This is a genomic window from Cypionkella sp. (assembly GCF_030652235.1).
Classification (GTDB): domain Bacteria; phylum Pseudomonadota; class Alphaproteobacteria; order Rhodobacterales; family Rhodobacteraceae; genus Cypionkella.
Genome location: NZ_JAUSBA010000010.1, coordinates 60,849 through 82,450 on the forward strand (window position 1 = coordinate 60,849; position 21,602 = coordinate 82,450).

Genomic DNA, 21,602 nt, shown 5'->3' on the forward strand with positions numbered 1-21,602 from the left:
ACAAAGGACATCACCATGCGGACTGCCCTGCTTTTCCCGCTGTTCTTCCTAGCCACTCCGCTGCTCGCGGGCAGCTTCATCCCACCTGAAGGCTGCACCGCTACCCTCACCGTGCAATCGCGCGGCTGCTATGTGGCGAACTACTACACCTGCGAGAAAGACAATCCCGGCGACAAATGGCGTGCGGATTTTGATCAGGAAGGCATGTTCTACATGTCGAAAATCGACCGTGAAACCCAGTGGATCGAAAGCTATGACCTGAACCCGACGGTCGTTCAAACCCTCGATCCGAACCCCAAAGACCCGGCAAATTTCTCCAGCCTGCTGGCCACTGGCCGCGATGATTTCGACTTCAGCCTTAGCAAAGACAACGGCGAACACACCAATGTCAAAGGCTACGACAAGCTGACAGGCGAAACCGCCATCATCGACGGCGTCACCCTGCAACGCACCGAATTTGAATATGTCGAGACTGACGATGCTGGCAACGAATTGCGCAAGGCACGTGGCCACGAATACATCAGCGCCGAGTGGCGGAACTTCTTTTCCGGCCAGTCCGAATGGTGGGACGGCACGCAATGGCTACCCCTCGAAGGCAGCCCGGTGCAATTCATCCTGTCCGGCGAAAAAGGCTTCGCCGCCACCCAACCGATCTTTGAATGTGATGCCGTGATGTCCGAAGCCACGCCGCTTGAGCGGTTGTGGCGGGCATCATCCCAAAATCCGACCGGAGCCGCAGCCGCAGCCCCAATCGCCGCCAGCCCGAAGGAGTAAGCCATGACGATCTATGATGAAGCTTGGGTGAAGGCCGAAGAAGCCAAACGCGCCTATATGGACGCCAACAGCCTGTATAAAACCGAAGACGAACATTCGTCCTGCGGCGTTGGTCTGGTGGTGGCGATCTCGGGCAAACCCAGTCGCAAGGTCGTCGAACACGGCATCAACGCGTTGAAGGCGATCTGGCACCGCGGTGCTGTCGATGCCGATGGCAAAACTGGTGATGGTGCGGGCATCCATGTGCAGATCCCGGTGAAATTCTTCTACGACCAAGTCCGCCGCACCGGGCATGAGCCCGACATCCACAAGCTGATCGCCGTCGGTCAGGTTTTCCTGCCACGTACCGATTTCGGCGCGCAAGAACGCTGCCGCACCATTGTCGAGGCCGAAGTTTTGCGGATGGGCCACTACATTTACGGCTGGCGTCACGTTCCGGTCGATACTTCGGTGCTGGGCGACAAAGCCAACGCCACCCGCCCCGAGATTGAACAAATCCTGATCCGCAATGACAAAGCCATCGACGAAGAACAGTTCGAGCGCGAGCTGTACATCATCCGCCGCCGCATCGAAAAAGCCGCCCTCGCAAGCCAAATCCAAGGCATGTATCTGTGCAGCTTGTCGTGCCGCAGCATCATCTACAAAGGCATGATGCTGGCCGAACAGGTTGCCACCTTCTACCCCGACCTGATGGACGACCGCTTTGAATCCGCCTTCGCGATCTACCACCAGCGCTATTCGACCAACACCTTCCCGCAGTGGTGGCTGGCGCAACCGTTCCGCATGTTGGCCCATAACGGCGAAATCAACACGCTGAAAGGAAACATCAACTGGATGAAATCCCATGAGATTCGGATGGCATCGAACAACTTTGGCGATGCCGCCGAAGACATCAAACCGATCATCCCCGCAGGCACCTCTGACTCGGGCGCGCTGGATGCGGTGTTCGAAGCGCTGGTGCGGTCGGGCCGCAATGCCCCGCTTGCCAAGACAATGCTGGTGCCGGAAGCATGGAGCAAAGCCACCACCGATATGAAGCCCGCTTGGGCCGATATGTATGCCTATTGCAACTCGGTGATTGAACCTTGGGATGGCCCCGCCGCCTTGGCGATGACAGATGGCCGCTGGGTCTGCGGCGGGCTTGATCGCAATGGCCTGCGCCCGATGCGCTATGTGGTCACCGGCGATGGCCTGCTGATCGCGGGCTCTGAGGCCGGCATGGTTCCGGTGGACGAAGCCACCATCCGCGAAAAGGGTGCGCTTGGGCCGGGGCAGATGATCGCCGTCGATATGGCCGAGGGCAAACTTTACCACGACGTGGCGCTGAAGGATAAGCTCGCCGCCGCCCAGCCTTACGGTACATGGATTGAGAAGATCGTCGATCTCAACGTGTTGCTGCGCGACGTGCCGGAAGTGGCGATGTTTGAAGGCGCCGATCTGCGCAAACGCCAGATCGCGGCGGGCTTTACGGTGGAAGAACTGGAACAAGTGCTGGCCCCGATGGCCGAAGACGGTAAGGAAATGATCGCTTCGATGGGCGATGACACCCCCGCCGCCGTGCTTTCGTCGGTCTACCGCCCGCTGTCGCATTTCTTCCGGCAGAATTTCAGCCAAGTCACCAATCCACCGATCGACTCGCTGCGCGAAGGCCGGGTGATGTCGCTGAAAACCCGCTTTGGCAACCTGCGCAACGTGCTGGACGAAAACAACGCCCAGAACGAAATCCTTGTGCTGGAAAGCCCGTTCCTTGCCAACGCCGAGTTTGACGTGTTGGTCAAACGCTTTGGCGATCAGGTTGCCTTCATCGACTGCACCTTCCCGGCCAACGCTGGCCCCGATGCCCTGCGCCAAGGGCTGGAACGTATCCGCGCCGAAGCCGAAGACGCCGTGCGCTCGGGTGCAGGCCAGTTGGTGATGACCGATCAGCATCAAAGCCCTGAAAAGGTGGCGATGCCGATGATCCTTGCGACCTCGGCGGTCCACTCTTGGCTAACCCGCAAGGGCCTGCGCACCTTCTGTTCGATCAATGTCCGCGCTGCAGAATGTATCGACCCGCATTATTTCGCCGTTCTGATTGGCTCGGGGGCCACCACCGTCAACGCCTATCTTGCGCAAGACAGCATCGCTGACCGTATCCGCCGCAATCTGATCGACGGCAGTCTGGTCGATGCGATGCGCCGTTATGGCAATGCGGTCGATGCGGGCCTGCTGAAAATCATGTCCAAAATGGGCATTTCGGTGATCTCGTCCTACCGCGGCGGTCTGAATTTTGAGGCCGTCGGCCTGTCCCGCGCCATGGTCGCCGAATACTTCCCCGGTATGCAAAGCCGCATCTCGGGCATCGGTCTGCACGGCATCCAGATGAAGGTCGAAGAAGTCCACGCCAAAGGCTGGCTCGGTGGCGCAGACGTTCTGCCCATCGGCGGCTTCTACAAAGCCCGCCGATCCGGCGAAAAGCACGCGTGGGAAGCGCAGACCATGCACATGCTGCAATCGGCCTGCGACCGCGCCAGCTTTGATCTGTGGAAGCAGTATTCTGCCGCCATGCGCTCGAACCCGCCGATCCACATCCGCGATCTGCTGGACATCAAGACTTTGGGCAAACCGGTGCCGATTGAGGAAGTGGAATCCATAACCTCGATCCGCAAACGCTTTGTCACACCTGGCATGTCGCTGGGGGCCTTGGGGCCAGAGGCGCATAAGACCCTTAACGTCGCGATGAACCGCATCGGCGCGAAATCAGACTCAGGCGAGGGCGGCGAAGACCCCGCCCACTTCCTGCCCGAACCGAATGGTGACAACCCTTCGGCGAAGATCAAACAGGTGGCGTCTGGCCGTTTCGGTGTCACCGCCGAATACCTCAACGCCTGTGAAGAGTTGGAAATCAAAGTCGCCCAAGGTGCCAAACCCGGTGAGGGCGGCCAATTGCCCGGCATGAAAGTGACCGAGCTGATCGCCCGCCTGCGCCATTCCACCAAAGGCGTGACGCTGATCAGCCCGCCGCCGCACCACGATATCTATTCCATCGAAGACCTCGCGCAGCTGATCTACGACCTGAAACAGATCAACCCGCGCGCCAAAGTGACGGTGAAACTGGTCAGTGCGTCGGGCGTCGGTACCATCGCCGCAGGTGTCGCCAAAGCGAAAGCCGACATCATCCTGATTTCCGGCCATAATGGCGGCACCGGGGCTTCTCCGGGCACCTCAATCAAGTACGCGGGCCTGCCGTGGGAAATGGGCCTGACCGAAGCACATCAGGTGCTGTCGATGAACAACCTGCGCGAACGCGTGACGCTGCGCACTGATGGCGGCCTGCGCACCGGCCGCGATGTGGTGATGGCGGCCATGCTTGGGGCCGAGGAATATGGCATCGGCACCGCCGCCCTGATCGCGATGGGCTGCATCATGGTGCGTCAGTGCCAGTCGAACACCTGCCCGGTTGGTGTCTGCACCCAAGACACCGCTTTGCGCGCCAAATTCACCGGCACGGCGGATAAGGTCGTCAACCTGATCACCTTCTATGCACAGGAAGTCCGCGAAATCCTCGCCCAGATCGGCGCGCGGTCGATGGATGAAATCATCGGTCGCGCCGACCTTCTGTCACAGGTCAGCCGTGGCTCCGCCCATCTTGATGATCTCGACCTCAACCCACTGCTGATCACCGTCGATGGCGCGCAGAAGATCACCTACGACCGCTCTAAACCCCGCAACCATGTCCCCGATACGTTGGACGCCGAAATCGTCAAGGACGGCGCGCGGTTCTTTGAAGACGGCGAGAAGATGCAGTTGTCCTACGCGGTTCGCAACACCCTGCGCACCATCGGCACGCGGGCCAGCAGCCATATCGTCAAGAAATTCGGCATGCGCAACAACCTGCAACCCGACCATCTGACTGTGAAACTGCACGGCTCTTGTGGGCAGTCGCTTGGGGCTTTCGCGGTCAACGGCCTGAAACTAGAGGTCCAAGGCGACGCCAACGATTATGTCGGCAAGGGCTTGTCGGGTGGCACAATCGTGGTGCGCCCGCAAATGTCGTCGCCACTGAAAGCCGAGGATAACACCATCATCGGCAACACCGTGCTTTATGGTGCAACCGCAGGCTACCTGTTCGCCAGCGGTCGCGCGGGCGAGCGTTTCGCGGTGCGCAACTCCGGCGCGTCGGTGGTGGTCGAAGGTTGTGGATCAAACGGTTGCGAATACATGACCGGCGGCACGGCCGTCATCCTCGGTAAAATCGGTGCCAACTTCGGCGCGGGCATGACCGGCGGCATGGCCTATGTCTATGATCCCACCGCAATCGCGGAAGATTTCATCAACGATGAAACGGTTCTGACCTGCGCCGTCGCCCATCCGCATTGGGAGGCGCAACTGCGCCACCTGATTGAACGTCACGCCAAAGAAACCGGATCGCGCCTCGCCATCCGCATCCTTGCTGATTGGGCGACCGAGCGCGCCAACTTCCTGCAAATCTGCCCGAAAGAAATGCTGCCGCACCTCGCACATCCGTTGTCTGATGAAGTGCAGAAAGTCCCGGCCGAATAAGCCATAAAAAAAGGCCCCCAACCTGGGGGCCTTTTCCACACAAAACCGCCAAACTTACTTCAGGCGGGTCACTACGCCGTCAGCGAAGGCATTGACCATCGCATTGTAATACACCTTGGTATCCGCATCCGCCGCCGTGAAGTCATAGCCCGCCGGCAGCAACGGCTTGGCGGCATTCACATCTACGGTCAGGTCATAGGCATCGTCCTTGGTGTGGTTCATGTCGTCCTGCACCAGCACGTTGCCGGTCAAAGTCGTCTCACCCAAACCGAGTTTCTCCTGAAATCCATTCGCCAACGACACATCGTCGATGCGGATCTTGACCACGACGGCGGCCTCGTCATCGCTCGGCGCCACTTTGGTCAGGATCGAGGCCTTCAGATCGTCTTGCAGCGTGCCCCAATAAGCCGCTGCCTGCGGGTTGGCGATGCCAGCGGTATCAACGGTGACTTCAACCTCGCGCACGGGTTTCAGGTCTTGTGCGAAGGACGGAAAGGCCACGGCGGTTGCCATAAGAAAAGCTGCGATAGAAGTGCGAAACATGATGATCTCCATTGTTACACAGCGGCTCGGTTGCTCAAGCCCTATGCAGCAACAACCCCGCACATCGGTTTTCGTTCCCCCACCCGCCACGATTTCCACCGTGACGCCACGTTAGGCCCGCAGCCGCAGCCCTTCGGGATCAATGAACGCCCGCCGAGTGACCCGCGCTTTAACGCCGCCCACCGTCACCTCCGCGCCCTCCACCGCATGGCCCTTTTCGATATGGGCCGAGGCCAAAACCGCCCCCACCGAATAGCCGAAATCGCTGTAGGTCACATGGCCAATCTGCCGCGCTTCGGCCATCACCGCAGCGCCCTCAGCCGCCGGAACGTCGCCTTCCATCCGCAACCCGACCCAAGCCGTCGCCACCCCGGCATCGCGCAGCCGCAACAGCGCCTCGCGGCCAATAAAGTCGCCCTTGTCAAATTTGATGAACGCATCGGTGCCGACATGAAACGGCGTCAGCGTTTCATCCATATCAATGCCATGCGCCGGATACAGTTTCTCTAACCCCAAAGTGAACATCGCCTGCACGCCGTAGGGGCGCAGCCCAAAAGCCCCGCCCACCGTCAAAAGCCCGTTCCAAACCCCCGCCGCCTCATCCGCAGGCACGAACAACTCAAACCCCAATTCCCCCGTCACCCCGGTGCGCGAAATCATCACTTGCGTCTCGCCAAAATGCCCCCAAGTGAACTGCCAGCGCTTCAACGCGCTCAAATCCGCATCCGGGATCAATCCCGCCAACACCTCCCGGGCGCGCGGCCCCTGCACCGTCGGAAACGCAATCGCCGCCGTAATATCGGTCACATAAGCCCGCCTGCCTTGGGCGTGCTGCATCGCCCAGTCGCGAATTTTCAACCGATTGCGCGAACCCGACACCATCAGAAAATGCTCATCCCCCAACCGGAACACCGTCAGGTCGTCCATAATTCCGCCATCCGGCGTACAGACGCTGGCATAGCGCGCCGCACCCACCTTCATCGCAGCGGCGTCATTGACGATCAGATGATTGACCAAAGCCTCTGCTTCCGGCCCCTTCACGTCAATCTTGCCCATGGTGGAGAGGTCCTGCACCCCGACATTGGCGCGGGTGTTCAGATGCTCGGCCTTCACATCGCCATAATGATGCGCCGAGACAAAGCCGCCCCCCACAGGCCCCATCTGCGCGCCATAGGCCGAGGCCAGAGCATAAAACGGTGTGCGGCGTAGCGGCATAAGGGGCTCCGGGGTGAGAGTTTCACGAAACCTAGCAAGCTGACTTGCCATCGCAGCATCGCCAGCGACATTTTTTGTCGCGATCAGAGGGGCTCAGTCTCGTAAAGCAAACGGCAGATCACGCGCGGCATGTAGGACGCGCTGGATGATCACGCACCGTTCGGTTTCACTGTAAAGTGCCAGTTGTGGAAAACCCTTCACGGGCCAAAGGCGCAGCCCAGAAATCTCCAGCTTTTCTGCCAGTCGTGGCGCGCCGCGGGCCGGAAAACCTGCAAGGTGGTCCATACAGCGATCCGATGCGGTCAGAAAACCCGCCGCAACTTCGACACCTGCCGCGATCAGATAGTGATCAATAATTGCGCTCAGATCAGCCTCAGCCGCTGGGCTGATGATCACGGCCGTCATTCAGCCGCCTTCATCCCAGACCTTGCCGCCTCAATCCGCGCCCGCAATCGCGCCGACACATCCTCCGCAGGCTGCGGGGCGCCCGATTCCATGCCCTCCATCACCAAAGCCCGCAGCCGCTCAATCGCGTCTTTGCGCTCACGGATCAGCGCGCGCATGTATTCACTGGTGGTGGCAAAGCCGTTGATGCGGACCTGCTCGTCGACAAAGGCCTTCATGTCGTCGGGCAAAGAGATGTTCATGGTGCTCATGCCGGGCAGCTTAGCCGGATTGGCAAGATTTGACAAAATTTGCCATCGGCCAGCAGACACCTGCGGCAATGCTTAACAAATCCTGAACAGATCCCAGCTAACCCATTGAAATCATATAAACGCCCAACCTGTCCACGCGTGGGCACGGTCAAAAAACCCGTCAAACCCTTGACCAAACCGCAAGCTTCGGGCCTAAGCTGCGACATGGTCGACATCCCAAAGAAACCGCGCAAAAAGGCCGTGCCCCAGCCCCAGCTGATCGCCCCCTTGTCCAAGGGTGGTCAGATCAAACGCTGGCTTTTGCGGGGGTTGGCGGGCATCGCCGGGTTCTACGGAGTCCTGATCCTGCTGTTCAGCTTCCTGCCGCCCCCGATCAACCTCTACCAACTCGCCGAAAGCTGGCGGCTGGGGGGCATCCGCAAAGACTGGGTCAGTTGGGATGAGATTGCCCCGGTGATGGGTCGCTCGGTCGTCGCGGCTGAGGATGCCAATTTCTGCCTGCACTGGGGTTTCGATATGGCCGCCATCCGCGCAGCAGCAGAACAAGGCGGCAATCGCGGCGCGTCCACCCTGACCCAACAAGTCGCCAAGAACGTCTTTCTTTGGCAAGGCCGAAGCTGGCTGCGCAAGGCCATCGAGGCGACGCTGACCCCGGTGGTTGAGCTGGTCTGGTCCAAGCAACGCATCTTAGAGGTCTACCTCAACGTCGCCGAATTCGACGAAGGCGTATTCGGCGTCCAAGCCGCCGCCCAGCACTATTTTGGCGTCGATGCCCGCGATCTGTCTGCCCTGCAAGCCGCCCGCCTCGCCGCCATTCTGCCCGACCCGAAGGGCCGCTCGGCCAGCAAACCCAGCAGCTTCGTGCGCAAACGCACCGGGGCGATCATGTCAGGCGCCGAGACCATTCTGGCGGATGGCCGCGCGAAGTGCTTTCAGGACTGAAAACAGCCGGGATTGTGGTTGAATTCCGCGCCCCTTCGCGGCATTGAAGATCAAAACCCGCATACAAAGATCCATCCCGCATGATCCGCCTCTATCACTTCCCGCTCTCGCCATTCTGCCGCAAGGTGCGCCTGACTCTGGCCGAAAAACGGCTGGAGGTAGAGCTGATCGAGGAGCGTTATTGGGAACCCTCGCCAGATTTCCTGCGCCGCAATCCGGCGGGCAAAGTCCCGGTGCTGCGGATCGAAAACAAGGTGCTGTCGGAAAGCCAAGCGATCTGCGAATATCTGGAAGAAGCCTTCCCCAACCCAGCCTTGATGCCGCGCGACATCGACATGCGCTTTGAGGTCCGCCGCCTCTGCGCGTGGTTCGATGACAAATTCCACGCCGAAGTCACCTCAAAATTGCTGTATGAGCGGGTCAACAAAAAGATCATGGCGCATGGCTACCCGGATTCCAAAGCGGTGAAATCCGGCGCTGGGCGGATCAAATACCACATCGACTATCTGGGTTGGCTGCTGGATCAGCGCCGGTGGCTGGCGGGCGATGTGATGACTTTGGCCGATCTGACGGCGGCCGCGCATTTGTCTTGTCTGGATTATATCTCGGATGTCGATTGGAACCGCTCGGCCACGGTGAAAGACTGGTATGCCAAGATAAAATCGCGCCCCTCGTTTCGAAGCTTGCTGGCCGATCAGGTGTCGGGCTTCCCGCCGCCTGCGCATTACGCCAATCTCGATTTCTAGCTGAAACCACCGGGGCGCTGCCCCCAGTCCATTGGTTTCTCGAACCAATGGCGATACCAATGGACTACCCCGGGATATTTGAGCACAGAGGATGACCATGCAGTCTCTGAAGGATGCTCTGATCGCCAAGGCTTTAGAGGAAGGTTTCTCCAAAGTCGGCATTTGCGCCCCCGATGCGGTGCCGGAAACCGCAGGGCGCTTGCGGGGATTTCTGCAAGCCGACCGCCACGGCCAAATGACGTGGATGGCCGAGCGGGAACATTGGCGCGGCAATGCCGCAGCGCTGTGGCCCGAGGCGCGCTCGGTGATCATGCTGGCCGAGGTTTATACGCCCGAGGTCGACCCAATGGCAGTGCTGTCTCAGCGCGACCGCGCGGCGGTGTCGGTCTATGCGCAGGGCAAGGATTACCACGATCTGGTGAAGCGGCGATTGAAACGTCTTGGCGGTTGGTTTGCAACTGCCGCAAAAGCCGAGATCAAGGTGTTCGTTGACACCGCGCCGGTGATGGAAAAACCCCTTGCCGAGGCAGCGGGTTTGGGCTGGCAGGGCAAGCACACCAACCTGCTGTCGCGCGACTTAGGCAACTGGTTTTTCCTTGGCGCGATCTTCACCACTGCCGATCTGCCCAAGGATGCGCCCGAGGTCAGCCATTGCGGCACCTGCACCGCTTGCCTTGAGGCCTGCCCGACCAACGCCTTCCCTGCACCCTATCAGTTAGACGCGCGGCGCTGCATTTCCTATCTGACCATCGAGCATAAGGGGCCGGTCGATCCTGACTTGCGCGCGCTGATGGGCAACCGGATTTATGGTTGCGACGATTGTCTTGCCGCCTGCCCATGGAACAAATTCGCCCAAGCCGCCCGCGACATTGGCTATCAATCCAAGGTCGGCGCACCCGAATTGGCCGATCTGGTCAGCCTTGATGACACCGCCTTTCGGGCGCGCTTTGCGGGCAGCCCGATCAAGCGCATCGGCCGGGATCGCTTTGTGCGCAATGTGCTTTATGCCATCGGCAATTCTGGCCTGCCGCGGCTCGCGGCCCACGCAAGCCGCCTTTGCGACGATCCAGACCCGACCGTGGCCGAGGCAGCGGCTTGGGCGATCTTGCGGTTAAAGGGCAGCGCTCAGTAAGCGACGGTCACGGCGACATTGTCGCTATTGTTGACCGTGACGCTTGCGGTCTGGTCAACGGCTTGCGCCAACTGGGCCGGAACACTGCCGAAATCCAGCGCCGTTGTCGAGACATTGCAGCTAGAGGCCGCCATCCGGCGCACCGCAAAGCTGCCCGCCGCCACCTCCTGCCCAAGAAGATTGCAGGCCAACACGCCGACGCGCAGCTTCACACCGTTTGCCCACCACTGCGATAGGTGGCGTTGCAAGATGTGGTCGGCAGTTGCACCGCGGCTGACAGGATATCGGCAAAGATCGGCACGATGGCGCTGCCATTGCCAAGCACCATCACAACCGAGGCAAATATCTGCCTAATCATTGCTTTCCAGCCCATAGCGTTGCGCGCATCCCGCCTCAATCAAGAAATCCAGCAAGCCTTTCTTCAGCAGGTTGCGCGCAACATAGAACGACACCGAGTGGGTCAGCCGCCGCTACGCGTTCGACCGCTGATAGGTCGTCTTCAACCGCAACGTATCACTGCCGCCGCATCATATGGGAACCGACTGAAGCGCAAGCGACTTGATACCACTGCGGACGGCCCGTGTTGGCAGGTCAGAAAACTGCGCGGATTTGGGTGCAAACGTTAAGAAAGTGTAAAAACGGCCACCTTATGATATTGAATCAAAAAGAAAATTTTTGGTCCCGAGTTGGGACCACATCCCAGCCCATGCTCAAGGCGCCGTCAAATTCAGTAACCGCTGATCCATCGAGATCAGCTTCGTCCGCTTCACCCGCGCCACAAAGGCGTCCGCAGGCTCAATCATCGGCCCCGCCTCCAGCGCCGCCTCTGAACGCAGCACCAAAATCATCACCAGCCCCAACCCCGCCGGATTGACCACCAGCGCGGGCCTGCCGATGCCAGACTCTGCCACCGAAAACGCCACCCGCAGCTTGCCCGGATCGGGCTGCGAAACCCCCGGCAAAAGCTGCAGCACCTGCCCCGATCCATCTAGGACCGCGACCGAAACATACCCCGCGCCCTGCGGCACCGTCAGATCAATCACCGGGTTCTGCCCGGTCACATAGCGCCCCTCCGGATTAGGATCGGCGCTGTCACCATAGCCCAGCGCCACCGTAACGTTCCCCGAGCCCAGCGGCGGCAGCGCGTTCAGCACGGCGCAGATCGCGGGGTTCAGCGGCTTAATCTCCAGCTGCAGCGGGCGCTTTCCGGTCAGGGCGACGAGGCTGGTTTTCAGCGCGGTTAGGGCGGCAACAGAGGCAACATGGCCACTGATTTGCACCAGATCGGCCTCGGCATAGCCCGCAGCGGCTGGGTTGGTCAGACTCAGCGGGCCACAATCTTGCGATTGGGCCAGTAGGTCTGTCAGGTCTGTGACAGGCAGTGGCGCGGGGGCAGCCTGGGTGGGTTCGACCAGCGCGGGTTGCTCGGCGGGCGCCGCTTTTGCAGTGGCTGCCACACTGGGCGCAGGCGCAGCAGTGATCTGCACGGGTTTCGGGGCGAAGGCCCCGGAGAAATAGGCCATGGCGCCGGCGGCCAGAATAAGCGCCATCGCGATGGGCAGGATCAGCGATGTCTTCGCGGGCGCAGCGGCCTCGGTCCTGGACGGCGCGGGCGAGGCGGCAGCGCCGAACGGGCTGGCGTCTTGCGTCGCAGACGCGGCGGCATGCGGCAGCGAGCCGCCGATCTGGGTTTTGTTCGGATCTGGTAGCATCGGGATCAGCGCGGGGTTGTCCAGCGCCGCGATCACCTGCGCCATCGTCTCGGGCCGCGCGGCAGGGTCTGGCGACAGCATCCAGCCGAGCAGCGGCACCAGCCTGGCATCCACCCCCGTCAAGTCCGGCACAACTGCGCGCTTGCCGACGGCATCGACGATGGAATCGCCCATCGGCAGCACCGCCCCCTTGCTGGCCGCCGCCGCCACCAAGGCCAGCGAATAGATATCTGACCGCCCATCGACATGGCCGCCAAAGGCACCCAATTGCTCGGGCGCGACCCAGTTGAATTTGCCCGCGAACTGGCCTTGCAACAGCGTACCCGCCCCAAGCGCCGAAGATTTTGCGATGCCAAAGTCGATCAGCTTGGCATGTTCGACCAAGCCTTCCTCTAGGATGATGTTGTCGGGCGACATATCGCGGTGCACGACACCCGCACGATGGGCCTTTTCCAGCCCCGAAGCGACGCGGCGCAGCATCACCTTGACCTCGTCCAGCGGCATTGGCCCGGTTTCAATGCGTTCGGACACCGGGGTGCCAGCGACGAACTCCATCACCAGACAGGGTCGCCCGATCACCGGGTCATTGGTAAAGACATGATAGCGCACGATGGCTTCGTGGCTGAGCCGCGACAGCGTGGTGCTTTCTTTTTGGAACAGCGCCACGATTTTCGGGTCATGCGCGAGGCTGGGCAGCACGATCTTGATCGCAACCGGCTCGCCATTGTGGATGTTGTGACCGCGATAGACCTCGCCCATGCCGCCCGCGCTGATCAGCTTGTCGATCTCATAGGTGCCGATGATGCGGGTGCCACCCGAGACGGTGGTGGCGCGCTTTAGCGCGCGCGGGGTAGCGGTGCCGGGATCGGTGGGGGTCTGTGCCATCTACTTACACCCGCCCAAAGCCCATTCTTTCAGGCCGATTCTGAAAGGCACACCCAAGGGATGCTGCTTGGTCAATGCCTCTGCCGCTTCGGGTTTGGTGTAGGTTGTGGCCTGGTCGCACAGGCTGGCTTCGGTCCAAGCGTGGCAGTTGGCACAGGATTTGTCGCGCCAGACTTCTTCTGGCAGGCCCTCAATCGGGGCGAATTGTGGGCTGGCGGTGGCAATCAGACTGGCAATCGACCGACCCTGAATGTACTCACCCACCGGAAACGGCGTGGTAAAGGTCAACCCGGTAAGGTCTGCCATCGGAGCGGCGGCAGGATCAGGGGCGGACATAGGTTCAGCCGGAGGGTTCAGAGCCAACAATGCCAATTCGCTTTGCGCGAGGGTGGCGAACAGGCCCTGCGGATAGGCAGCAAGATAAGCCTGATAATCGGCGGCAGATTTCGAGGTTTGGGCGGTGGTGATCAGGTCGTGTTGCGCAACATAGCCTTCAACCGCCTCAATCGGCATCAGACCCAGCCCGCGCGCAGCCGCGATGTTTTTCGCCAGCAGGGCGTTCGCCTCGGCCAGATGCGGGCTTTGCGGGTGATCTTTCACGAAAGCTTGCAGCAGGCCGATGTCTTGCGACACGAGGGCCGTTTGCCACGCCGCAGTCTCATCGGTTTGCGACTGCATCGGCACCCCAAGAAAAGCCAGCACCAAAGCCAGCGCGTACATTACCCCACTCTGGCGCATCTATTGCTGCACCAAGGCAAATTCGATCCGGCGATTGCGGGATTTATGCTCGGGCGTTTCGTTGTCGAAGATCGGCTTGTCCTCGCCATAGCCTGTCGCGGTGAAGCGATCAGCGGTAAGGCCCTTGTTCACCAAGTAGCGCACCACGGCTTTGGCGCGTTGCTGCGACAGGTATTGATTTGCTGCGGGGGTGCCATCGGCGTCGGTGTGGCCGGACACTTCGATCTTGAGGCCGGGGCAGCGTGAGACAATGTCGGCCACGCTATCCAGCAACGGCGCGCTATCGGCTTGCAGCCGGGCCGAGCCGGAGTGGAAGTTGATATTGCCGCTGCGTGACAGGATTTCAAAGCGGCCCTTGCAGGCCTCAAGATCGAGATCGCCAGTGGGTTCTTGCGCAACAACCGCAGGGATAACGGGATCTGGCGCGGCGACTTCTGCGGCAGGCGCTTGCGGTGTGGCCGCCACGACAGGCACATCGGCGACGGGGGCAGTTTCTGCCGGGGCAGGGGCCGCAGGCGTCACCCCGCCACCGTTACGCTTTAAGGTCAGATCAAAGCTGATAGTGCCCGAGGGAATGATCACCACATTTGCCGCCTCTTGCAGCTTTTGCACGCCATCGGCCAGCCCAAAATCATCGGTGGCGATCACCACGGGCGTGGTGGAAGACACCACGACAGTATCATCTTGCACCATGGTCACGGCCACATCCGTCTCAAGCTCTTTCTTCACGCCGTGCAGATCAAGCGTATAGGTGAGGTGAATGGTTTTGCGCCGCAGCGTGGGCAGATCGGCCAGATCAGCGGCATTGATCTTGGCGGTGATCACAGCCTCGGGGAAGCGGAAGGTTTCAAACAGCAAAAACCGCATCCGCACATTGCGCAGGTCGATCTTGGTGTCGACAGAATCCAGAAACACATGCAGAGACAACGTGCCATCCGCCGAAAGCCCACCAGAGAATGCGGCAAAGGTGCTGGATTCAACCTTGGTGACGTTCTTGACCGACTGAAACCGCAGCTGCGAGCTTTGCGCGTCAATCTGCCAACCGGGCGCAAAGCTGGCATCTTGTGCGAATAGCGGCAGCGGGACCAAAAGCGCGATCAGCGCCAGAGTAAGCCGCATACGGATCAAAGCGTCAAACAAGCCGATCATCGAAAATGCTCCTGAATCACAATGGGTACGGGGCAGTCTGGCGGCGATTAAGACGGCAACAGGTTAAAAAAGGCCTATGCTGTAAGCGTATCGAAAGCCCACCCACCACGCAAGGCCGGCGGCATCATCTCGGTGGCAGCGAATCAGCCACTGGCCTGAAGCAAAAACTGGGGCTGCTGTGCGGTAAGCTTGCTGAATATATGGATTATTAGAAACAGCACGCTGATACTGTTTCCAACCTGGCGATAGTCCGAAGGGTGCAAATTGACGGTTTTGTCAGGCAAATCCCCCATGACCTGGTGCGGCTCAGATCTGCCACACCCCAAACACATTAATGCCGGGTTTCAATCTCAGGCAGTTAAGGGTAACTTGCAAAAACAACCTAAGGATGAGTCATGTCAGTTGTCATCTCCAGCGCTTCTGCTGCACCGGCTTCGGTGATCACTATAGCTGCCGGAAGCTCGGCTGCCACGATTCAAGCCGCAATCAACTCTGCCGCTATAGGTACGCATATTGTGCTGCAGCAGGGCACCTATACTTTCAACAAAACCGTGGTGTTGAACAAGGATGGCATCACGCTGGAAGGTCAGGGCAACGTCACCATCATCGCAGATAAATCGCTGGCCGGGGCGCCTGCGCTGCAAATCGGCTCGGCTTTGTTTCGCGAGGCCGAAACCAACGCCACCCACCTGACAGAGGGTGTCAATCTTGGCGCAACCTACCTGCACCTGACCAGCAGCACTGGCCTGAAAGTCGGCGACGTGCTTTGGATTGAACGCCCGAATGATGCCGCCCTGTTCACCGAGATCGGCGATACCCTGTGGCAGCAGGACAAGCCTTTGCGCACTGCGATGGTCACCGTCACAGCGGTGAACGGCAACACGGTCTTGCTGGACCGCCCGCTGCCCTTCGCCTTTGACGCCGCAACCACAACGGTGGCTGTGGCGCAGGTGGTCGAAGATGTGACCGTACGCAACCTCACGTTCAAAGGAGCCTATGGCACCGCAGACCCCGGTAACTTTAACAACATCAACAAAGCCGAAGATGGCGGCATGATGGTGCTGGTCAACAGCTCGGTGCACACCGTGATCGAGCATGTCGACATCGTCAATCCGGGCTCGAACGGCTTGGTTCTTGGCCGTTCGATTGATGCTGTTGTGGATGATGTGACCGTGACGGGTGCGCAGAACAAAGGCGACGGCGGTAACGGCTATGGGATTTGGATCCGCGATGTCTACGACAGTACCTTCACCCATCTGCAAGCGGTGGATACCCGCCATGCCGTGCTGTTCGCCAGCTATACTTCGGCGGCGAACAACACCATCGAAGTGGATTTCACCAACCGCGACATCAATTTTCACGGCGGGTTGGACCATGGCAATACGGTGATCGTACACAATTCGATCCGCACGACCGCCGAGCAAAGCTACATGGCGTCGGTCAGCTTTTTCAATTCCGGCACCAGCTATGGCGCGCCGACCGATGCCAATGCCAATGTGATCAAGTTTGAAAATGTCGTCGCAACCGTGCGGGCTGATATGGTGGCGGCGGTCGATACCGGGGCGCATATCAGCACATTGTCGGGCAATGACAGTGTGCAGGGCGGTGCAGGCAACGACTGGGTTGATATGGGCACTGGCTCGGATCTGGTGTTGGCCTCGGCCGGAGAAGACACGATCAACGGCGGACAGGGCGTTGATCGGCTGGTGTTCGGGCTGCACAGCTCGCAGGTGCTGGTGACCACAATCGGCGGCCAAAGCGTTGTGCTCAGTGCGCTGGGACATACCTTTATCTCTGGGATCGAGGAGTTTCAGTTCATCGACGGGGTCAAATCGGCCGCCAGCCAGCAGTTGACGGTGGTTTCGGCACCTGCAGCAGCGGCGCGTTCAACCCCGACCAGTGTAGATGTGTCTAGCGATAGCATGGCGGATGCTTCGGTGCATGACGTGCGGATGACCGGGCGGGCTGATCTCGATTTTATCGGCAATGCCAACGGCAACCGGATCATCGGCAATGCTGGCGGCAACATCATCTTTGGTGAAGCTGGCAACGACCGCTTGCATGGTTATGGCGGCAACGACATTTTGAACGGTGGCGCGGGTTCTGATGTGCTGGGCGGTGGATTGGGCAGCGACACGCTGAACGGCGGCACGGGCAACAACACATTGGTGGGCGGCAAGGGCTCGGACGTTTTCATCGCCAGCGATGGTATCAACACGGTGCGCGATTTTAGCATCGCTCAGGATGACACGCTGGTGTTCTTCGGCTTTGCCGAGGCCGATCTTGCAGACTCGCTAACACATTGGCTGGATGGCTCGGCGTCGAGCGCCGACGATTTCACGATTTCCACCCAGACGCGCAGTGGCGTGAGTTATTTGACCCTGACATCCGACCTTGGCGATTCGCTGATCATGGCCCATGTCGATGCGACCGATCTGCGCGACTACCTTCTGGCATAATCAACGGCATTTACCTGCAAGCGCTGTCGAAAATCTTTTGATATTCACGTGAGAATCTTAAGCATTTGCCTGACAATCATGTCAGGCAAATGCGCAGTTGCGAAACCCAACACGGCTGGCGAACGAAGCAACCGCCTGTTTTTTCGCCGATTCTACCGTTACGGCACGCGGGATTACGCTTAATGCTGCACTGCGTCATTGCGCTGTCGCAATCCAACGACATATATCGAAAGATGTAGATAACTGAGTGAAGCTGGTTCTGAGGCGGGGGGAGAGAGTTTACAATTCAACCTGTTCTCAGCGTCGTGAAGCCCGTTCTGGTGGCACGACGCATGAAAGCCTATCCCGAAGGAACGATGAAATTGGCCATTGAAGATCAGACGATCCGCATAGTGGTCATCGACAAAGATCCCATGTTTGCGCTGGGCCTATGCTCTTTGCTGGAAAAGCGACCGCAGATTCGTGCTTTGCCGCATGCCCCCTTCGATGTGCTTGGGTCACTTCAGGATCATCACACCAAAGATCAGATTGGGTCGCAGACAGATATTGTCTTGTTGGACCCGCCGCAGTTTGACCTTGTCCCGTCAAGGTTGGTGCAGCGCTTGCGAGAACGGTTCGGAATGGCCAGCTTGATCAGCTACACAAATGATCTGTCGATGACTCAGGCAAGATCTTGCCTTGCCGCAGGATTTCGTGGCGTGCTGCCACGTTCAATCGGGTTGGAGCAACTTGAGCAAGCCATCTCTGTGGTCCATGGCGGGGCGACCTGTATCGACCCGACCTTCGCAAACCTGTTCGAGTCAGCGCAATCCACCACATTAGTGTCCCGCCCGCGTGAACTGACCGAACGCGAGATCTATGTCCTGAAATCGGTGGCCTTCGGCAAAAGCCTGAAAGAGATCGGGTTGGAGCTAGAACTGTCATCGAAAACCATCGAGACTTACAAAGCGCGCGGCAGCAGCAAATTGAACCTGCAAGGACGTCGCGCCATCGTTGAATATGCGATTCGCAATGGTTGGGTTCAGTCCGAAGAACGATTCGGCTGACATTTAGAAAACAGCGAAAAATCTGCAGCACAGCGCATCCGAAAGGGTGCGCTATTCTCATGCCTACTTTTTCTGCAATGCAGCATAAACTTTTCGGCTTTTCCCTACGCTAGACCTAAAGACGTAAGGCATTTGGTAAAAATTACCCACAAAATAAGGGTTTAGCCTGACTTTCCAAATCTCTTTGACCGTCCTTAATGTGCCGTTAATGCTGCACTGCCGCATTTTCGCCGCAGGAATGCCACTTCAGAAGGACGATTGAGATGGCCAAAATTGTCGTATTCGGGATCGGATATGTGGGTGTGGTTTCGGCAGCTTGTCTGGCGAAAGACGGCCATGAGGTGATCGCGGTGGATGTTGATCCGGGCAAGGTCGCCTCGATCAATGCGGGGCTTTCCCCCATCGTGGAACACGGTCTGCCAGAGCTGATCGCCGAGGTTTTCGCAGCTGGTAAGCTGACCGCCACGCTGGATGCCGCCGCCGCCGTGCGCGCCGCTGATGCGTCGTTTGTCTGCGTTGGCACGCCATCGGCCGAGGATGGTTCCATCGGGCTGAAATATGTCGAAAGCTGCTGCTGGGCGATTGCGTCGGCACTTCCGGGCAAAGACGGTTTCCATTCGGTCATCGTGCGTTCGACCATTGTGCCCGGCACCATGGAGAAGGTCTGCATCCCGATCCTTGAGGAATACTCGGGCATGGAAGCTGGCGTCGGTTTCGGCGTCGGCTACTACCCCGAGTTCCTGCGCGAAAGCACTGCCATTCAGGATTACTACGATCCCGGCCTGATCGTATTTGGTGCGCTGGAACAGAAAACCGCCGACTTCCTGTCCATGCTGAACAAAGACCTGCCCTGCGATGTGAATGTCGTCGACGTGCGCTCGGCCGAGATGATCAAATACACTTCGAACGCTTGGCGTGCGGTGAAGGTCACCTTCGCCAATGAGATTGGTAACATCGCCAAAGCCTGTGGCCTCGATGGCCAAGCCGTGATGAAGATCCTCTGCTCGGATCACAAAGTCTCGATGAGCCCGTATTTCATGCGTCCCGGCTTTGCGTTTGGCGGCTCGTGCCTGCCGAAAGACGTGCGCGCCCTCCGCTCCATCGCTGCCGATATTCAGGTCGCCTCGCCGTTGCTGGATGCGGTGCTTGTCGCCAATGCCGAACAGATTAACCGCGCCGAAGCGATGGTGATGGCGTCCGGCTCCACCTCGGTCGGTCTTGTTGGCATCAGCTTCAAACCCGGCACTGATGACATGCGCGAAAGCCCCCTCGCCGAACTCGCCGCCCGTCTGATCGACCAAGGCATGACGCTGAACGTCTATGACCCCTTCGTGCATGAAGCCTACGCCAATGACATGAGCGCGGCAGGCCGTGGCAATGATTACAACATTGATCTGAAGGATCGTCTGGTGCCGACGATCAAGGAACTGCTGGCGAAATCTGACATCGTGCTTGTCGGCAACAAATACGACGACACTCTGGAAGAACTGAACGCCTCGACTCATCCGGTGATCGACCTGACGCGGATCAAGGCGGGCAAACGCTCGGGCGGCACCTATCAGGGCATTTGTTGGTAATGATGATGTTGGGCCATATCGCCTTTATCGCTGCGATGGTTGGGCTTGGCCTAAGCCTGCCGTTCCACGCGATGGGCGATGTGGGCAGCGCCTTGGTGGTGGTCGGGGTGATTGGGCTTTGGCGCTACACTTGGGCCGCGATCAACTTTTCGCGGGCGGCGCTGTTCCTGAAATGGGTGTATCCGCAGCGTAAGGCGCGGGCGATGGCAGCCTATGCGGCCTTGCCCACGCCAGCCCATGCGTATTTTCTGGTGACCAGCTACAAGATCGAACCCGAAGTTACCACGCGGGTCTATCAAGCCCTGTTCCGCGCGGCGGCTGCCTCGGCTGGCGGGGCCACCGTGGTGTGCTCGGTGGTCGATACCGCCGATGCCCGCCTGATCCGCAATATCTTTGACCGGATGGCGGTCGATACGTCGAATACCCGCCTGATGGTCGACCAAATCGCAGGCACCGGCAAACGCGATGCTTTAGCGCGTTCACTTCGTCTGATCGCAGGTGAGGCCCCGACCCGCCGCGACATCGTGCTGTTTGTCGATGGCGACAGTTGCGTGCCGGAAGATATTGTGGCCGCCACAGCGCCTTTCTTCACCAACCCCGATATGGGTGCTGTGACGACGGATGAAGAAGTCGAAATCCGCGCCACCGATATGCCGCTGTTCCGCGATTGGTTCATGCTGCGCTTCAACCAACGGCAAGTGATGATGTCGTCGATGGGGCTGTCGGACCGCGTGCTGACCCTTACCGGGCGGATGAGCGTGGTGCGGGCCGATCTTGCCACCAACGCGGGCTTCATCAATCAGGTGCAAAGCGATTTCATCGACCATTGGCGCTTGGGCCGGGTGAATTTCCTGACCGGCGACGACAAATCGACTTGGTTCTGGCTGCTGAAGAACGGCTACAAGATGGGCTACCTGCCCGACGTGGCCTCGCTGTCGATGGAAAGCCAACCGCGCCCCGGTTTTGTGGATTCCGCCCTGACTCTGATGATGCGTTGGTTCGGCAACATGCTGCGCACCAATGGCCGGGCTTTGTCTTTGTCGCCCAACAGCATCGGCTGGTTTACCTGGTGGTCGATCCTTGATCAGCGTGTCGGCATCTGGACGACGCTGGCAGGCCCGATCTCCGTCCTGTTCGGAGCGGTGTTTATTGAGCCGTTAGCGCTACCCATCTACATCGCCTGGATCATGTTCACCCGCTACACCTATTGCTGGATTCTGGCGACGGTGCGGATGCAGCCCTTTCCGATCACCTATCCGTTCTTGCTGTACTTCAGCCAGATCACCGGGGCGGCCGTCAAAAGCTTCGTGCTGTTCCGCTTGGATCGTCAACGCTGGACGCGGCAATCCGCTCGCAAAGCCCGCGCCATTACCCTGCCGTTCGGCCAACGCCTGCAAGGCTGGTCGTCGACGTTCTCCCACTCCCTCGCCCTCGGATGGCTGACTTTGGGTGTGATTCTTCTGTCTGGCATTGTCTGAATTCGCGA

General features: G+C 59.4%; 18 protein-coding genes. 9 read left to right on the plus strand and 9 right to left on the minus strand.

What is annotated here, in order from left to right; translation table 11 throughout:
- Positions 1-15: 15 nt before the first annotated feature.
- Positions 16-774: a hypothetical protein gene (locus Q7V03_RS02355; RefSeq protein WP_304924003.1), complete on the plus strand. Its 759-nt coding sequence runs from the start codon at positions 16-18 to the stop codon at positions 772-774.
- 3 nt (positions 775-777) lie between these two features.
- The gene (gltB, locus tag Q7V03_RS02360; protein WP_304924004.1) at positions 778-5,316 is read left to right on the plus strand and encodes a glutamate synthase large subunit; all 4,539 of its coding nucleotides are present in this window, start codon (positions 778-780) and stop codon (positions 5,314-5,316) included.
- Between the two features lie 54 nt (positions 5,317-5,370).
- Here the strand turns inward: gltB and Q7V03_RS02365 are convergent, their stop codons facing one another.
- The 4 genes from Q7V03_RS02365 to Q7V03_RS02380 all read right to left on the minus strand — a co-directional run bounded on the left by Q7V03_RS02365 (position 5,371) and on the right by Q7V03_RS02380 (position 7,730).
- Entirely contained in the window at positions 5,371-5,859 is a 489-nt protein-coding gene (locus Q7V03_RS02365) for a hypothetical protein (RefSeq protein WP_304924005.1), read from the minus strand.
- A gap of 111 nt (positions 5,860-5,970) precedes the next feature.
- On the minus strand, positions 5,971-7,074 hold the full coding sequence (locus Q7V03_RS02370; protein WP_304924006.1) for an aminomethyltransferase family protein: 1,104 nt from the start codon (positions 7,072-7,074) through the stop codon (positions 5,971-5,973).
- Between the two features lie 93 nt (positions 7,075-7,167).
- Positions 7,168-7,479 carry a type II toxin-antitoxin system RelE/ParE family toxin gene (locus tag Q7V03_RS02375; protein WP_304924007.1) on the minus strand — a complete coding sequence of 104 codons (312 nt, stop codon included), beginning with the start codon at positions 7,477-7,479 and terminating at the stop codon, positions 7,168-7,170.
- Positions 7,476-7,730, minus strand: a complete 255-nt coding sequence (locus Q7V03_RS02380) for a type II toxin-antitoxin system ParD family antitoxin (RefSeq protein ID WP_304924008.1) — start codon at positions 7,728-7,730, stop codon at positions 7,476-7,478. The genes Q7V03_RS02375 and Q7V03_RS02380 overlap by 4 nt, the downstream gene beginning before the upstream one ends.
- 204 nt (positions 7,731-7,934) lie before the next feature.
- Here Q7V03_RS02380 and mtgA point away from each other — a divergent pair, with 204 nt between their 5' ends.
- From mtgA to queG, 3 genes are all read left to right on the plus strand, one after another.
- Positions 7,935-8,672 carry a monofunctional biosynthetic peptidoglycan transglycosylase gene (gene mtgA, locus Q7V03_RS02385; protein ID WP_304924009.1) on the plus strand — a complete coding sequence of 246 codons (738 nt, stop codon included), beginning with the start codon at positions 7,935-7,937 and terminating at the stop codon, positions 8,670-8,672.
- An 80-nt stretch (positions 8,673-8,752) separates the two neighbouring features.
- Positions 8,753-9,418, plus strand: a complete 666-nt coding sequence (locus Q7V03_RS02390; RefSeq protein ID WP_304924010.1) for a glutathione S-transferase family protein — start codon at positions 8,753-8,755, stop codon at positions 9,416-9,418.
- Positions 9,419-9,515: 97 nt separating this feature from the next.
- Positions 9,516-10,550 (plus strand): tRNA epoxyqueuosine(34) reductase QueG, encoded by a 1,035-nt coding sequence (gene queG, locus Q7V03_RS02395; protein WP_370651065.1) that lies wholly within the window; start codon positions 9,516-9,518, stop codon positions 10,548-10,550.
- Here queG and Q7V03_RS02400 read toward each other — a convergent pair.
- The 5 genes from Q7V03_RS02400 to Q7V03_RS02420 form a co-directional block, all read right to left on the minus strand.
- A complete protein-coding gene (locus Q7V03_RS02400; RefSeq protein ID WP_304924012.1) occupies positions 10,544-10,762 on the minus strand; it encodes a spore coat protein U domain-containing protein in 219 nt (72 codons plus the stop codon). The genes queG and Q7V03_RS02400 overlap by 7 nt on opposite strands.
- The gene (locus tag Q7V03_RS02405) at positions 10,759-10,908 is read right to left on the minus strand and encodes a hypothetical protein (protein ID WP_304924013.1); all 150 of its coding nucleotides are present in this window, start codon (positions 10,906-10,908) and stop codon (positions 10,759-10,761) included. Before Q7V03_RS02405 ends, Q7V03_RS02400 begins: the two co-directional genes overlap by 4 nt.
- Positions 10,909-11,260: 352 nt before the next feature.
- On the minus strand, positions 11,261-13,147 hold the full coding sequence (locus Q7V03_RS02410) for a serine/threonine-protein kinase (protein ID WP_304924014.1): 1,887 nt from the start codon (positions 13,145-13,147) through the stop codon (positions 11,261-11,263).
- Positions 13,148-13,867 carry a hypothetical protein gene (locus tag Q7V03_RS02415; RefSeq protein WP_304924015.1) on the minus strand — a complete coding sequence of 240 codons (720 nt, stop codon included), beginning with the start codon at positions 13,865-13,867 and terminating at the stop codon, positions 13,148-13,150.
- A gap of 18 nt (positions 13,868-13,885) precedes the next feature.
- Positions 13,886-15,034 (minus strand): OmpA family protein, encoded by a 1,149-nt coding sequence (locus tag Q7V03_RS02420; RefSeq protein ID WP_304924016.1) that lies wholly within the window; start codon positions 15,032-15,034, stop codon positions 13,886-13,888.
- Positions 15,035-15,429: 395 nt separating this feature from the next.
- On the opposite strand from Q7V03_RS02420, the gene Q7V03_RS02425 reads away from it, so the two are divergent.
- The 4 genes from Q7V03_RS02425 (at position 15,430) to Q7V03_RS02440 (ending at position 21,594) form a co-directional block, all read left to right on the plus strand.
- The gene (locus tag Q7V03_RS02425) at positions 15,430-17,493 is read left to right on the plus strand and encodes a hypothetical protein (protein ID WP_304924017.1); all 2,064 of its coding nucleotides are present in this window, start codon (positions 15,430-15,432) and stop codon (positions 17,491-17,493) included.
- 356 nt (positions 17,494-17,849) lie between these two features.
- A complete protein-coding gene (locus Q7V03_RS02430) occupies positions 17,850-18,539 on the plus strand; it encodes a response regulator transcription factor (protein ID WP_304924018.1) in 690 nt (229 codons plus the stop codon).
- A gap of 263 nt (positions 18,540-18,802) precedes the next feature.
- Positions 18,803-20,116, plus strand: a complete 1,314-nt coding sequence (locus tag Q7V03_RS02435; protein ID WP_304924019.1) for a nucleotide sugar dehydrogenase — start codon at positions 18,803-18,805, stop codon at positions 20,114-20,116.
- Between the two features lie 5 nt (positions 20,117-20,121).
- On the plus strand, positions 20,122-21,594 hold the full coding sequence (locus Q7V03_RS02440) for a glycosyltransferase (RefSeq protein WP_304924020.1): 1,473 nt from the start codon (positions 20,122-20,124) through the stop codon (positions 21,592-21,594).
- Positions 21,595-21,602: the final 8 nt, after the last annotated feature.